Here is a 15,102-nt window from a genome sequence, read left to right on the forward strand (position 1 = left end):
CACCCTATTTACCCAAGGAGACAAAAGATGGACTTCGAGTATTCCTCCAAAACCAAGGAACTGCAAAAGCGCGTCAGCGCGTTCATGCAGGAACACATCTACCCGGCCGAGTCCGAGTACACCGCCGAACTGGCCGCCAACACCGCAGCCGGCAAGCGATGGACGGCTCTCAAAACGGTTGAAAAGGTGAAGGAAAAAGCCAAGGCCCAAGGCCTTTGGAACCTGTTCCTGCCAGTCGACAGCGCGTCGGCTTCTGGCTATGACGGCGCGGGCCTGACCAATCAGGAATACGCGCCGCTGGCCGAAATCATGGGCGCGGTGCCATGGGCGAGCGAAGCTTTCAATTGCTCGGCACCCGACACCGGCAACATGGAAACCATTGCGCGCTACGGCTCGACAGATATCAAGGCACGCTGGCTCAAGCCACTGCTCGAAGGTCAGATCCGTTCAGCCTTTGCGATGACCGAACCCGACGTCGCGTCCAGCGATGCCACAAACATCGCAACCCGCATCGAGCGCGATGGCAACGACTACGTCATCAACGGCCGCAAGTGGTGGATTTCCGGCGCAGCCGATCCGCGCTGCGCCGTGTTCATCACCATGGGCAAAACCGATCCCGAAGCCGCGAAGCATTCGCAGCAGAGCATGGTGATCGTGCCCGCCGACGCCAAGGGCATCAAGATCGTTCGACCGCTCAACGTGATGGGCTACGACGATGCGCCACACGGCCACGTCGAGATGACGTTCGAGAACGTGCGTGTGCCGATCGACAATATTCTGCTCGGTGAAGGCCGCGGCTTCGAGATCGCCCAGGGTCGCCTTGGCCCCGGACGCATTCACCACTGCATGCGGCTGATCGGCCTGGCGGAACGCGCGCTCGAGCTGATGTGCAAGCGCGCTTCTTCGCGCGTGGCTTTCGGCAAGACCGTTGCGTCGCAAACCGTCACGCAAGAACGCATCGCCGAAGCGCGTTGCAAGATCGACATGGCCCGCCTGCTCACGCTGAAGGCCGCCTGGCTGATGGACACGGCAGGTAACAAGGTCGCCCGCAACGAGATCGCGATGATCAAGGTCGTGGCACCGACGATGGCGTGCCAGGTCATCGACTGGGCCATGCAGGTTCACGGCGGCGGCGGCATGAGCGACGACTTTCCGCTCGCCTACGCCTATGCTGGCGCGCGTACGCTGCGCTTTGCGGACGGTCCGGACGAAGTGCACCGCAATGCGATCGCGAAGTGGGAGTTGGGCAAGTACGCGGTGGAAAAGCGCGACATCGAAGCGCCGGTCACGCGCTTCTAACCGTCGCGCCGCTGATCGACAAGCCTTCTTCTACAGCCTCTTTTGTAGAAAAAGTGCCGTGCCGAAGGACGGATCGAGCTGAAACGCAGCAAAGCCCTCGCGCTCGTACGCGCGCAGGGCTGGCTGGTTGCCCGATAGCACCTCGAGCGTGAGTTTGCAGGCGCCACGCGTGCGCGCCTCGGCCTCTACGCAAGCGAACATGCGATGCACGATGTGCCGGCCGCGATGGCTCTCCAACACGACGACGTCGTGCACGTTGACCAATGGTTTGCATGCAAAGGTTGAGAAACCTTCGATGCAGTTGACCAGCCCGATCGGTTCACCGTCGTCAAAAGCCAGCACACTGAACATCTGCGGCCGCGCGGCCAAGGCTGAAGGAAGGTCCTGCTTGATGTCTTCGGCCAATCCAACGTTACCTCCCGCAGGATCGCGTGCGTAGCTGTCCAACAGGCTGACGACTGCGGCGATCTGCGCCGGAATGCGGTAGTCCGCAATGAAAACGTCGATCACACCGGCTCCAATCGTTTCAGTTTGCCTGCGGGCAATTCGATGCCGATCGGATCGCCAGCGCGCACTTCGCCGCCCGCCACGACGATCGACATCACGCCCGCCTTGCGGACCAGACGACCGTCGGCATCCTTGCCCAACGTCGCAGTCATGAGCCCCGGCTGAAATCGATTAAGTTGACTGCATGGATTGCGCAGCCCGGTGACTTGAACCACCGCGCTGCGCCCGATCGCCAGGCGTGCGCCGGTCGGCAGGGCCAGCAGATCGATCCCGCGCGTCGTGATGTTCTCTCCGAGGTCGCCCGGAAACACCGCGAATCCCGCTTCGATCAACTCATCGAATAACTCGGCGTGCAGCAGATGAACCTGCCGCAAGTTGACCGCATGTGGATCTCTGGCAACGCGAGAGCGATGCTTGACGGTCAGGCCGGCATGCGCATCTCCGGCGACTCCGATTCCCGCTATGAGCGTGATCGACGGCTCTGTAAATTTGGAGAAGCTGTGCCCGTCACTTGCGTGCACGGCATTCACCAACGGCACGATCTGCGTGCTCAATCGGCGGTTTCCAGTGTGGCGGCAATGCGCCGCGCAAAGCCCTCGGCGTCTTGCGCGTTGCGCGCCTCGACCATCACGCGCACGACGGGCTCCGTACCACTGGCGCGAATCAGCACGCGACCGGCGTCGCCCAACTTCGCTTCAGCGCGTTCGCTTTCTTTCGCGAGCGCCGCATTGGTCTGCCAGTCCTGCCCGGGAGCGACCCGCACGTTGATCAGCGTCTGCGGAAAGAGCGTCACACCCTCCAGCAACTCTGCGACCGTCTTTCCGCTACGCACGCAGGCTTGCAGCACCTGCAGCGCGCTGACGATGCCGTCGCCTGTCGTATGCCGATCGAGGGCGAGCAAATGGCCCGAGCCTTCCCCACCCAGCAACCAGCCGCGCTTTTCGAGTTCTTCCAGCACATAGCGATCGCCGACCTTGGTGCGTACGAATTCGACGCCGAGTTTGCGCAGGGCGACTTCGACGGCTTTGTTGGTCATCAGCGTGCCGACTACCCCCACTGGCTTCTCGCCCCGTCCGATGCGTTCCGCCACCATCAGGTACAGCAGTTCGTCGCCGTTGAAAAGACGACCGGTCGAGTCGACGAGTTGCAATCGGTCGGCGTCACCGTCGAGCGCAATACCGTAATCGGCGCCACGGTCCTTTACCGCCTGGATCAACGCTTGCGGGTGCGTCGCACCGACGTCCTTGTTGATGTTGAGCCCATCGGGCGCGCAGCCGATGCTGGTGACATCGGCGCCCAACTCATGGAAGACCTGAGGTGCGACTTGATAAGCAGCGCCGTGGGCGCCATCGACCACGAGCTTCATGTTGCGCAGCGTCAGGTCATAGGCGAAGGTGCTCTTGCAAAATTCGGTGTACCGACCCGCCGCATCGCCGAGACGCCGGGCCTTGCCAAGTTGCGCCGAGTCGGCCCACACGGGCGCTTCTTCGAGCGCGGTCTCGACCGCCAGCTCCCACTCATCGTCCAGCTTTGTGCCCTGTGCGCTGAAAAACTTGATGCCGTTGTCGGGAAAAGCATTGTGGCTGGCGCTGATCACCACGCCCAGGCTGGCGCGCTGGGCGCGTGTCAGGTAAGCCACGCCAGGCGTCGGCAACGGCCCTAAAAGCACCACATCGACGCCTGCCGAATTGAAACCCGACTCGAGTGCCGACTCGAGCATGTAACCCGAGATTCGCGTGTCTTTGCCGATAAGCACTCGCGGACGCGATTCGGTTTTTTTAAGCACGCGGCCGACTGCGTGCGCAAGACGCAAGACGAAATCCGGCGTGATCGGCGGCTGGCCGACCGTGCCGCGAATGCCATCGGTTCCGAAGTATTTTCTGGTCATGTCGACTGCTCCTGTGCTGATTGTTTTTCTGCTTTCATCGCGCGCCAGACGGCGAGTGCCGCGACGGTTTCGCGCACATCGTGCACGCGCAGGACCGAAGCCCCACGCTCGGCCGCCAGTACCGCCGCAGCGACGCTCGGCACCATGCGAGCCGCTGCCGATTCGATGCCCGCTACTGTACCGAGCGAAGATTTGCGCGACCAACCAACGAGCAGCGGACGACCAACCGCAATCAACTCGCGCTGACGCGCAAGCAATGAAAAATTCTGCGCAACGGTCTTGCCGAAACCGATGCCTGGATCCAGCACGATACGCTCCGCTGCAACCTCCCGCGCCCGAAGCGCCGCTGTACGCTGCGCCCAAAACGACAGTACCGGCGCGACAATATCGCCCTCCATCGGCAGTGCTTGCATCGTCTGCGGATCGCGGTGCATGTGCATCAGGCAAACACCACACGACGGATGCGCAGCGATCACTTCCAGCGCACCAGGCTGTCGCAGAGCCCACACGTCGTTGACGATGTCGACACCCAGATCGAGCGCAGCGCTCATCACTTCGGGCTTGTACGTATCGATCGACACCGGCAGTCCTAGCTTCAGCGCCTCGCGCAGCACCGGAAGCACGCGATTGAGCTCTTCTTGCAGCCCTATCGCGGGACTGCCGGGTCGTGTCGACTCGCCGCCAATGTCGAGAATGTCCACGCCCTCGTCGACCAAGTGCTCACAGTGCCGCAATGCCGCTTCGGTCGAAGCGTGTTGTCCGCCATCGGAAAACGAATCGGGAGTCACGTTGACAATGCCCATCACGCGCGGCTGCGTGAGGTCGACTTTGAAGCGCGTGGTCTGCCAGTACAGCCTCGACGACAACGGCTGTTCAGCGAGCGCCATCATTTGGTCGCCATCCATTGCTTCGCCCAATAAAAAACGGGGCCAGAGGCCCCGTTCATCGCTGCTGCGAATTTCACCTCAGGCCGCGGTCGGCGCCGGATCGGGTTGAACCGTCGGCGCGCCGCCGCTGCCACCACCGCTGCCTGAAGGTGGTACGCGTGGCGTCCAGTCTTTCGGTGGGCGCGGCGCCTTGCCGGCCATGATGTCATCCAGTTGCTCCGTGTCGATGGTTTCCCATTCGAGCAAGGCCTTGGCCATCGCATGCATCTTGTCGCTGTTCTCTTCGATCAACCGACGCGCCATGGCGTACTGGTCGTCGATGATGCGGCGCACTTCGGCGTCGACCTTTTCCATGGTTTGCTCGCTCATGGTCGTCGTCTTGGTGACCGAGCGGCCTAGGAACACTTCGCCCTCGTTCTCGGCATAGACCATCGGGCCAAGCGACTCGGTCATACCGTAGCGGGTGACCATGTCACGCGCGATTTGCGTCGCACGTTCGAAGTCGTTGCTCGCCCCAGTTGTCATCTGGTGCATGAACACTTCTTCAGCAATGCGGCCACCAAATAGCATGCTGATCTGGTTCAGCATGTACTCACGGTCATAGCTGTAGCGGTCTTGCGCGGGCAGGCTCATCGTCACGCCCAGGGCACGGCCCCGCGGAATGATGGTGACCTTGTGCACCGGGTCGCACTTGGGCAGGAGCTTGCCGAGAAGCGCGTGACCCGACTCGTGATACGCCGTATTGCGACGTTCTTCTTCGGGCATGACCATGCTCTTGCGCTCGGGGCCCATGAAGATCTTGTCTTTGGCCTTTTCGAAGTCCTGCATTTCGACCACGCGCGCATTGCGGCGGGCGGCCATCAAGGCGGCTTCGTTGCAGAGATTCGCCAAGTCGGCGCCGGACATGCCGGGCGTGCCACGTGCGATCACATTCGGGTTCACGTCCTGGCCGAGTGGCACTTTGCGCATGTGCACGGCAAGAATTTGCTCGCGCCCGCGGATGTCCGGTAGCGTCACATACACCTGACGGTCGAAACGACCCGGGCGGAGCAGAGCAGCGTCCAGAATGTCCGGGCGGTTGGTCGCCGCCACAACAATCACGCCGAGATTGGTTTCGAAACCGTCCATCTCGACCAGCATCTGGTTCAAGGTCTGTTCGCGCTCGTCGTTGCCACCGCCGAGACCGGCGCCACGCTGGCGACCGACCGCGTCGATTTCATCGATGAAGATAATACAAGGCGCGTTCTTCTTGGCGTTCTCGAACATATCGCGTACCCGTGCTGCGCCCACACCGACAAACATTTCGACGAAGTCGGAACCGGAAATGGAGAAGAACGGAACCTTCGCTTCGCCGGCGATCGACTTGGCAAGCAGTGTCTTGCCGGTGCCGGGAGGGCCGACCAGCAACAAGCCACGCGGAATGCGGCCGCCGAGTTTCTGGAATCGTGCGGGGTCCTTCAGGAAATCGACGACTTCCTTCACTTCTTCCTTGGCTTCGTCGCAACCCGCGACGTCGGCGAAGGTGACCGTGTTGGTGTTCTCGTCCAGCATGCGAGCCTTGCTCTTGCCAAAGCTGAATGCACCGCCCTTGCCGCCGCCCTGCATCTGTCGCATGAAATAGACCCAGACGCCGATCAGCAGAAGCATGGGCCCCCAACTGACCAGTAGTGTCATGAGAAGCGAGCCTTCTTCACGCGGCTTGACGTCGAACTTGACGTTGTTGGCGATCAAGTCGCCGACCAAACCACGGTCCAGGTAGGTCGCGGTGGTGCGAATCTTTCGGTCATCGTTGGTGACCGCCACGATCTCGCTGCCGCCCTGTCCCTCTTGAATGGTCGCGCTCTTGATGCGGTTACCGCGCACTTCTTCAAGGAAGTCCGAATAACCGACATTGTTGGCGCCTGCCGCGCCGCGTGTGTCGAACTGTTTGAAAACAGTGAACAGCACCATCGCGATGACGAGCCAGACGGCAACTTTTGAAAACCACTGATTGTTCAAACAAAACTCCAGTCGGAAGCGCGTGACAGAAAAATGAAAACGCGCGGTAGACAACGCAACTGCAGCTTATTTTAGGCTTTTCAAGCTGCGAAACCCCGGAAATTACCTATAGCAGCCATAGGGCCGGCACGGGTTTGAGGCAAATTCAAGGGCATTGCCCAAAACGGTGCGCGCGCATCACTCCGTACGTGCGCCCAGCAAACCCATGCCAACCAAAAACGTCTCGGAAGATTTGTCCCTCGACGCCTTGGGTTTGATGGGCTTGACCGTTCTGAAGTTCGCTTTAAACAGCTTGACCAGCGTGTCGTAACCCCCACTATGAAATACCTTGGCGACCAAAACGCCTTCTGGCTTCATGTGGTTCTGTGCAAACTCGATAGCAAGCTCGACCAGATGCTCGATTCGAGCGGTGTCGGCCGAAGCAATGCCGGACAGGTTTGGAGCCATATCTGACACGACCACATCTGCCAGCCGCCCGCCCATGGCGATTTTCAATTGTTCAACCACCGCATCTTCCCGAAAATCACCGAGAAGAAAAGTGACGCCCTCGATCGGTTCCATCGGCAGCAAGTCGAGCGCGATGATCGTGCCCTGCAACGCCCCGGCCGCTGCGCCGCCCGGAGACATGCGCCGCCGGACGTACTGGCTCCAAGCGCCCGGCGTGGAGCCGAGGTCGACCACCAACTGCCCCGCTTTAATCAGCCCCAGCGTCTCGTCAATCTCCTTGAGCTTGTAGGCTGCCCGAGCACGATAGCCCTCCCGGGTCGCGAGCTTGACGTACGGATCGTTGATGTGATCGTGCAGCCAAGCCTTGTTGACCTTCTTGCCCGTGGTTTTGGTATTCATCTACGCTCGATAATACGAGGATGCCTGCCATTCAACTTTCCCCCGCACAACGCAAGGTGCATCGCGCCGAAGCGCATCACCTCGATCCGATCGTCATGGTCGGTGGCGACGGGCTCACCCCTGCCGTCTTAAAGGAGGCCGACGCCGCCCTGAAAGCGCACGGCCTTATCAAAGTGCGTGTTTTCTCGGACGACCGCGTCGCCCGCGAAGCCATGATGCAAACGCTGGCCGACGAGCTCAGCGCCGCACCTATCCAGCACATCGGTAAGCTGTTAGTGCTCTGGCGCCCCAAGGTCGAGAAAGAACGCGAAGTCGACGAAGACCGCATGCCCGGCCCGCGGGACGTCAAGATCGTCAAGTACAGCAAGCGTTTCGGTCAGCGCCCCGAGATCAAGACGCTTCGCGTGCTCGGCAACCAGCGCCTGACCCCCGGCGGCACCATCAAGCGGGCGAAGGCCAAGCGGCCACTGTCGGCCAAGAAGCGCCGCCAGGCAGACTGAGCGTGCCTGCGAGCCCGTCGCCGTCGCCTGCGAAGTCGGGTGGCCAGCGCCACATCCTCTGCATGAAGTGGGGAACGAAGTACGGCCCTGAATACGTCAACCGGCTCTATGCGATGGTGCGGCGCCACCTGAGCGGCGACTTCAAATTTGTCTGTTTAACGGACGATGGCGCCGGCATACGGCCAGAAGTCTTGTGCCTTCCGATCCCTCCGCTGGACCTGAGCCTCGCGCCCGGCCAGCGTGACGGCGCCTGGAAAAAGCTGACCACCTTCTCTGCCGATCTGTACGGTCTGAGCGGTACGGCGCTTTTCCTGGATGTCGACGTGGTCGTCGTAGGCGGTCTCGATGCGTTCTTCGAGCAGCCCGGTGAATTCCTGATCATTCATGACTACGCGCGGCCCTGGCGGCGCGAGCGCATCACCGGCAATTCGTCGGTGTATCGATTCGAGCTGGGTGCCCACGCCGATGTGCTCGACTACTTTCGTGCCAATACGGAGAAAGTTCAGGACGAGTTTCGAAACGAACAGCGCTATCTGTCGGATTTTTTGTACCGACAGCACAAGCTCAACTACTGGCCGACGCAGTGGTGCCCCAGCTTCAAGTACCACGGGATTCCGCCATTCCCGACCAACTTGTGGCGTGAACCCTTCGTGCCCGACGGTTCGCGGATCATGATTTTTCATGGTGAATGCAATCCGCCCGATGCGCTTGCGGGACGACGCAACCGGTTGTTTCGCTACATCCGGCCCGCGAACTGGGTTGCGCGTTACTGGAAAGAGTAGCGGCTGCGCAGCAGATCGCGGTCGCTCGGGCTGCAGTGGCTCGGCAATGACCCAGGTTTCTGGGCGCGCGTTTTTGCGCTGAGGGCGCCATACGCCAGAGCAGGACTGCTGTAAGAGCCCATTGCGCCAGATACATGCCGCTGCCGACGGCGTGCCAGAGCTTGAGGTCGTCGCGCGCCAGGATGCGGGGCGAAACGGCGTACTCCTGCATCAGGGCAAGCAAGAGCGCAACGACGATCAAAGAGATCGCGATTCGAACTGCCGGCGCCACGCCATCGACCATCTTCGATCGAAAGTAAGTCAGCAGTGCAATGCCGCAGCCCAAAGCTACCCAAGTCTGCGCAGCAAACAACTGCCCTGCAAAATTGCCGGCGACCGCCGGGCTGCCAAGCTTGGCGAATGCCATAGGCACCACCAAAAAGCCGGTTGTCGTGAGGCTTCCCCACCAAAAGGAGGCGAGCAGCAGTGCAAATCGGTCTTTCATTGCGGCAAAAGTCTCGGCTCTCGGAGTCTTCAGAATCAGACGTAGCTGACGCCCATGATCTCGTAGCGCTTCAGCCCGCCAGGCGCTTGCACCTCCGCAGTGTCGCCCTCTTCCTTGCCGATAAGCGCACGCGCAATCGGGCTGGAGATGTTGATGAGCCCGAGCTTCAAGTCGGCTTCGTCTTCGCCAACGATCTGGTACTTCACGACTTCGCCGGATGTTTCTTCTTCCAGCAAGACTGTCGAGCCAAAGACGACTTTGCCACCGGCGTCGACCTCGGTCGGATCGATGATCTGTGCGGCCGACAGCTTACCTTCGACCTCCTGGATGCGGCCTTCGATAAAGCCCTGGCGGTCTTTGGCGACTTCGTATTCGGCGTTCTCGCTGAGATCGCCTTGCGCACGCGCCTCGGAGATAGCGTTGATGACCCAAGGCCGTTCAACCGTCTTCAGGCGATGCAGTTCTTCGCGCAGCTTCTCGGCGCCGCGCTTGGTGATGGGGATGGTTGTCGAAAGAGTAGCCACGTTTGTTGCTCCAGAAAACGAAACCGCCGAACGATACCGTTCGGCGGTCGGTTGGGGACAGGTCAGACGAGATTGCGTCCGGTCAGCCGGCTCAGTATGGCGAGCGGGCTCGAATTCGGATTGTATTGCTTGGCAGGAGCAAGGTGCAGCGTCTGCTCCAGCATGTACTGGCCTGACATGACCGCATGAGATGTCTGGTCCGAAAAGCAGACCCACACCGACCCCGCAGGGAACGACACGGTTTGCTGCGGCGAGGTCTTCTGGTATTCCAGATCGGACTTCATGCCGTCGTGCAACTGCAGCATCAGGTGGTCGTATTCGCTGCGCAGCGACTTGGTCACGCGCAAAGCCCGCATCAGCTTGGCCTGCCATCGCACATAGGGCTTGGTCCGCGGCAAGAAGCGGGCAGCCACTGCCTCGAATGGTTCACCCACCCGCCAGACCCGCGGCAGTCCGTCTGGGTTGGCGTTGGTGAACACACGCAGGATGCGCTCGCCGTAGTTGGGCCGAGAGGGAAACGAATCGACGTGCAGCCGCTTGTCGTCGGCGCGCCAGGACTGTACTCGCGTCTCCACCTGCGCTGGCCGGTAGCTCGTGGGCGCGAGTCGCAACGCGGGCGTGTAGTGGGGCAACAGCCCGTGTATGAGCTGCTGCGCCTGCTCACGAAATCGCGACACCATAGCGGCGGCGGCGCGCTGTACCGCGTCGTCGCCGGCTGCGCCCTTGAGCTTGCCATCGGCATTCAGGCTGATATTGCGCACATCGGGCGAAAGAACGGCCGCCGTCAACAGGCCCCGCTCTTCCGGCAGTAACTCGAATCCGAGGCGCGGAAAATAAAGCACCTTGCCCGCTTCCAACGCCGCGATCCACGCATCGTTCGGCTTCGCCGCAGTCCAGTCGGCGAGATCGAGCTCTACAAGCTGCGTGTCCATAGCGCACTCCCCTCGCTCTGCTGCAGGCATCAAGCCGCAGCGAGCTGCGCGTGCATTTCCTGAATCGAAATGACACCCAGCTCATCCATGTGCTGCATGCCTTCGACCGCGGCTTCTGCCCCGAAAATCGTAGTGAAGGTGGTCACGCGGGCCAGCAGCGCCGACGTGCGGATCTGGCGCGAATCGGTGATCGCATTGCGACGCTCTTCGACCGTGTTGATGACCAACGCGATCTCCTTGTTCTTGATCATGTCGACGATGTGCGGACGGCCTTCGGTCACCTTGTTCACGACCGCGCAAGCGACGCCTGCTGCCGAAATCGCAGCCGCGGTGCCCTTGGTCGCAATCAACTCGAATCCCAGCTTGGCAAGGCCACGTGCCACGTCCACGGCGCGCGGCTTGTCGTTGTTCTTGACCGAGATGAACACCTTGCCGGACTTGGGCAAAATCGTGCCTGCGCCGATCTGCGACTTAACGAAAGCCTCGCCGAAAGTCTTGCCCACGCCCATCACTTCCCCGGTGGACTTCATCTCAGGACCCAGGATCGTGTCCACACCCGGGAACTTGACGAACGGGAACACCGCCTCTTTCACGCTGAAATACGGCGGCGTCACTTCTTTTGTCATGCCTTGCGACTTGAGCGATTGGCCGGCCATGCAGCGCGCAGCCACCTTGGCGAGCTGAATGCCCGTCGCCTTGCTGACGAAAGGCACCGTACGCGACGCTCGCGGATTCACTTCGAGCACATAGATGACGTCTTTGCCGTCCTTTTGCTGAATGGCGAACTGCACATTCATCAAGCCCACGACGTGAAGCGCTTCGGCCATCGCGGCGGTTTGCCGCTTGAGTTCGGTGATCGTGTCGGCGTTCAGGCTGTAAGGCGGCAACGAACACGCCGAGTCCCCCGAATGCACGCCCGCCTGCTCGATGTGCTCCATCACGCCGCCGATCAGCGTCGTGCCTTCGGTGTCGCGGATGCAATCGACATCGCACTCGACAGCGTCGTTCAAGAAACGATCGAGCAGCACTGGTGAATCGTGGCTCACCTTGACAGCCTCACGCATGTAGCGTTCGAGGTCGCGCTGCTCGTGCACGATTTCCATTGCGCGTCCGCCGAGCACGTAGCTCGGGCGCACCACCAGCGGATAACCCAAGGATGCTGCCTTTTCAAGGGCTTCAGGCTCAGTGCGCGCCGTCGCGTTCGGCGGCTGACGCAAGCCGAGTTCGTGCAGCAGCTTCTGGAAGCGCTCGCGGTCTTCGGCCGCATCGATCATGTCGGGCGAGGTGCCGATGATCGGCACGCCGTTGGCTTCGAGGTCGAGCGCCAGCTTGAGCGGTGTCTGGCCGCCGTACTGAACGATCACGCCGATCGGCTTCTCTTTATCGACGATTTCGAGCACGTCTTCGAGCGTGAGCGGTTCGAAGTACAGGCGGTCGCTCGTGTCGTAGTCGGTCGACACGGTTTCCGGATTGCAGTTGACCATGATGGTCTCGTAGCCGTCTTCGCGCATCGCCAACGCAGCGTGCACGCAACAGTAGTCGAACTCGATGCCCTGGCCGATGCGGTTGGGACCGCCGCCAAGCACCATGATCTTCTTCTTGTTCGTCGGCGCAGCCTCGCACTCGTCTTCGTACGTCGAGTACATGTAGGCGGTGTTCGTCGAAAACTCGGCTGCGCAAGTGTCGACGCGCTTGTAGACCGGGCGCACACCGAGGGCTCGGCGCTTCTCACGGACCGCGGTGTCGGTTGTCTTCAACTGGAACGCCAGTCGACGGTCAGAAAAACCCTTCTTCTTCAGCGCAAGCAAAGTGTCTTTGTCGATGTCGTCGAGTGACTTCGTTTCAAGTTCGAGTTCGATCTTCACGATCTCTTCGATCTGCACCAAAAACCACGGATCTATCTTGGTCAGCGCAAACACTTCGTCCACGCTGAGGCCCATCGCGAAAGCATCGCCGACATACCAGATGCGCTCGGGGCCGGGTTCGCCCAATTCCTTCTCGAGAACTTCGCGGTCCTGCGTTTTCTCGTTCATCCCATCGACGCCGACTTCGAGACCGCGCAATGCTTTCTGGAAGGACTCCTGAAAGGTGCGGCCCATGGCCATCACTTCGCCCACCGACTTCATTTGCGTCGTCAAACGCGAATCGGCCTGAGGAAACTTTTCGAAAGCGAAACGCGGAATCTTGACGACCACGTAGTCGATGCTGGGCTCGAAACTGGCGGGCGTAGCGCCGCCCGTGATCTCGTTGCGCAATTCATCGAGCGTGTAGCCGACTGCCAGCTTGGCGGCAACCTTGGCAATCGGGAAACCGGTAGCTTTGGACGCCAGAGCCGACGAACGCGACACGCGCGGGTTCATCTCGATCACGACCATGCGCCCGTCTTTGGGGTTGATCGAAAACTGGACGTTGGAACCACCGGTGTCGACGCCGATTTCACGCAGCACGGCGAGCGACGCGTTGCGTAGGATTTGATATTCCTTGTCGCTCAAGGTCTGCGCCGGCGCGACCGTGATCGAGTCGCCTGTGTGCACGCCCATCGGATCCAGATTTTCGATCGAGCACACGATGATGCAGTTGTCCGCCTTGTCTCGCACGACCTCCATCTCGTACTCTTTCCAGCCGAGCAGCGACTCTTCGATCAGCAGCTCGTTGGTGGGCGATGCTTCGAGGCCGCGCTTGCAGATGGTCTCGAATTCGTCGGGGTTGTAGGCAATGCCACCGCCGGTACCACCGAGCGTGAAGCTGGGGCGGATCACGGTCGGAAAGCCCAACGTCTTCTGCACGACCCACGCTTCGTCCATCGAATGCGCAATGCCTGAGCGCGCCGACCCAAGACCGATCTTGGTCATCGCGTCTTTGAACTTCAGACGGTCTTCTGCTTTGTCGATGGCCTCCGGCGTAGCGCCGATGAGTTCGACCTTGTACTTGTCGAGAATGCCGTTGCGCCAGAGGTCGAGAGCGCAGTTGAGCGCAGTCTGGCCACCCATGGTCGGCAGGATCGCATCGGGGCGCTCCTTGGCGATGATCTTTTCGACCGTCTGCCAGGTAATCGGCTCGATGTAGATCACGTCGGCCGTGGCCGGGTCGGTCATGATCGTCGCTGGATTGCTGTTGATGAGGATGGTCTTGTAGCCCTCCTCGCGCAGCGCCTTGCAGGCCTGAACGCCCGAGTAATCGAACTCGCAGGCCTGGCCGATGATGATCGGGCCGGCGCCGATGATGAGGACGCTTTTTAGATCGGTGCGCTTAGGCATTCTTGTTCCCTGCTTTGTGCTTTTCCATCAATGCCGTGAAGCGATCGAACAAATAGCCGATGTCGTGCGGACCCGGCGACGCTTCCGGATGACCCTGGAAACAAAACGCGGGCTTGTCGGTACGCGCCAGGCCTTGCAGCGTGTTGTCGAACAGGCTGATGTGCGTCGGTCGCAAGGTGGGCGGCAACGATTTCTCGTCCACCGCGAAGCCATGGTTCTGACTCGTGATGCTCACGCGGCCGTTGTCGAGGTCTTTCACCGGATGGTTCGCGCCATGATGGCCGAACTTCATCTTGAAGGTCTTGGCACCGGAGGCCAGCGCCATGATCTGGTGGCCGAGGCAAATACCGAAGACCGGAATACCGGTGTCGATCAATGCACGTGTCGATTCGATCGCGTAGTCGCAGGGCTCCGGGTCGCCCGGGCCATTGGCCAAAAAGATGCCGTCGGGCTTGAGCTTGAGCACGTCGGCCGCCGGTGTTTGCGCCGGCACGACGGTGATGCGCGCGCCACGTTGCGCGATCATGCGCAGGATGTTTTTCTTGACGCCGTAGTCGTAGGCGACGACATGGAATTTCGGCGTGATCTGCACGCCGTAGCCGGAGCCGAGCTTCCACTCGGTCTGGTTCCACTCGTAGGCATGCTGCACCGACACCACCTTGGCCAGGTCGAGCCCGGCCATGTTGGGGGCGCCCTTCGCGGCGGCGATCGCCTTGTCAATGAGCGCCTGCGTCACGGCTTCTCCTTCGGCCAAACCCAGGATGCAGCCGTTTTGCGCGCCGTGGGTCCGCAGATGGCGGGTGAGCTTGCGCGTGTCGATGTTGGCGATGGCAACAGTTTTGCCAACCACAAGGTATTCGCTCAGCGTAGCGGTCTTGCGGAAGTTGGACGCGATGAGCGGCAAGTCTTTGATGATCAAGCCTGCCGCATGAATTTTGTCGGCCTCGACGTCTTCCTCATTGACACCGTAGTTGCCGATGTGCGGATACGTGAGCGTCACGATCTGCTGGCAATAGCTGGGGTCGGTCAGGATTTCCTGATAGCCGGACATGGCGGTGTTGAACACCACTTCGCCAGTCGTGGCGCCGGCGGCGCCAATCGAGTTGCCTTGGAAGACTGTGCCGTCTGCAAGCGCCAGGATGGCGGGTGGGAAAGCTCCCTTGAGAGACAAAAGCACTGGGGTTCTCCGGATGGATTA

14 protein-coding genes are annotated in these 15,102 nt (G+C 60.9%); 3 read left to right on the top strand and 11 right to left on the bottom strand.

Annotation, left to right across the window (positions count from 1 at the left end):
• The first annotated feature begins 27 nt into the window (after positions 1-27).
• Complete coding sequence (locus RCH10_RS11970) at positions 28-1,299, top strand: acyl-CoA dehydrogenase family protein (RefSeq protein ID WP_187052187.1); 1,272 nt, start codon at positions 28-30, stop codon at positions 1,297-1,299.
• A gap of 30 nt (positions 1,300-1,329) precedes the next feature.
• Here RCH10_RS11970 and RCH10_RS11975 read toward each other — a convergent pair whose 3' ends face one another.
• From RCH10_RS11975 to RCH10_RS12000, 6 genes are all read right to left on the bottom strand, one after another.
• Positions 1,330-1,809, bottom strand: a complete 480-nt coding sequence (locus RCH10_RS11975; RefSeq protein ID WP_409052528.1) for a GNAT family N-acetyltransferase — start codon at positions 1,807-1,809, stop codon at positions 1,330-1,332.
• A complete protein-coding gene (locus tag RCH10_RS11980; protein ID WP_409052669.1) occupies positions 1,806-2,348 on the bottom strand; it encodes an MOSC domain-containing protein in 543 nt (180 codons plus the stop codon). Before RCH10_RS11980 ends, RCH10_RS11975 begins: the two co-directional genes overlap by 4 nt.
• An 8-nt stretch (positions 2,349-2,356) precedes the next feature.
• Positions 2,357-3,694, bottom strand: coding sequence for a phosphoglucosamine mutase (gene glmM, locus RCH10_RS11985; RefSeq protein ID WP_409052529.1), 1,338 nt, complete (start codon positions 3,692-3,694; stop codon positions 2,357-2,359).
• Positions 3,691-4,599: a dihydropteroate synthase gene (folP, locus tag RCH10_RS11990; RefSeq protein WP_409052530.1), complete on the bottom strand. Its 909-nt coding sequence runs from the start codon at positions 4,597-4,599 to the stop codon at positions 3,691-3,693. Before folP ends, glmM begins: the two co-directional genes overlap by 4 nt.
• Before the next feature lie 60 nt (positions 4,600-4,659).
• Positions 4,660-6,579 (bottom strand): ATP-dependent zinc metalloprotease FtsH, encoded by a 1,920-nt coding sequence (gene ftsH / locus RCH10_RS11995; RefSeq protein ID WP_323495071.1) that lies wholly within the window; start codon positions 6,577-6,579, stop codon positions 4,660-4,662.
• Between the two features lie 177 nt (positions 6,580-6,756).
• Positions 6,757-7,425, bottom strand: a complete 669-nt coding sequence (locus tag RCH10_RS12000) for an RlmE family RNA methyltransferase (protein ID WP_409052531.1) — start codon at positions 7,423-7,425, stop codon at positions 6,757-6,759.
• 20 nt (positions 7,426-7,445) lie between these two features.
• Between RCH10_RS12000 and RCH10_RS12005 the strand changes: the two genes are divergently transcribed.
• The gene (locus RCH10_RS12005) at positions 7,446-7,925 is read left to right on the top strand and encodes a YhbY family RNA-binding protein (RefSeq protein ID WP_187052192.1); all 480 of its coding nucleotides are present in this window, start codon (positions 7,446-7,448) and stop codon (positions 7,923-7,925) included.
• 62 nt (positions 7,926-7,987) lie between these two features.
• Positions 7,988-8,707, top strand: a complete 720-nt coding sequence (locus tag RCH10_RS12010) for a glycosyltransferase (RefSeq protein WP_323495275.1) — start codon at positions 7,988-7,990, stop codon at positions 8,705-8,707.
• Here RCH10_RS12010 and RCH10_RS12015 read toward each other — a convergent pair.
• The 5 genes from RCH10_RS12015 to carA form a co-directional block, all read right to left on the bottom strand.
• Positions 8,595-9,191 carry a DUF4149 domain-containing protein gene (locus RCH10_RS12015; RefSeq protein ID WP_409052532.1) on the bottom strand — a complete coding sequence of 199 codons (597 nt, stop codon included), beginning with the start codon at positions 9,189-9,191 and terminating at the stop codon, positions 8,595-8,597. The genes RCH10_RS12010 and RCH10_RS12015 overlap by 113 nt on opposite strands.
• 35 nt (positions 9,192-9,226) lie before the next feature.
• Positions 9,227-9,715: a transcription elongation factor GreA gene (greA, locus tag RCH10_RS12020; protein WP_409052533.1), complete on the bottom strand. Its 489-nt coding sequence runs from the start codon at positions 9,713-9,715 to the stop codon at positions 9,227-9,229.
• Between the two features lie 62 nt (positions 9,716-9,777).
• Positions 9,778-10,647 (bottom strand): Kdo hydroxylase family protein, encoded by an 870-nt coding sequence (locus RCH10_RS12025; RefSeq protein ID WP_409052534.1) that lies wholly within the window; start codon positions 10,645-10,647, stop codon positions 9,778-9,780.
• 29 nt (positions 10,648-10,676) lie between these two features.
• Positions 10,677-13,904, bottom strand: coding sequence for a carbamoyl-phosphate synthase large subunit (carB, locus tag RCH10_RS12030; RefSeq protein ID WP_409052535.1), 3,228 nt, complete (start codon positions 13,902-13,904; stop codon positions 10,677-10,679).
• Positions 13,897-15,081, bottom strand: a complete 1,185-nt coding sequence (gene carA / locus RCH10_RS12035) for a glutamine-hydrolyzing carbamoyl-phosphate synthase small subunit (protein WP_409052536.1) — start codon at positions 15,079-15,081, stop codon at positions 13,897-13,899. The genes carB and carA overlap by 8 nt, the downstream gene beginning before the upstream one ends.
• Between the last annotated feature and the right edge of the window lie 21 nt (positions 15,082-15,102).

The organism is Variovorax sp. GrIS 2.14 (genome assembly GCF_046115955.1).
Classification (GTDB): domain Bacteria; phylum Pseudomonadota; class Gammaproteobacteria; order Burkholderiales; family Burkholderiaceae_C; genus Variovorax.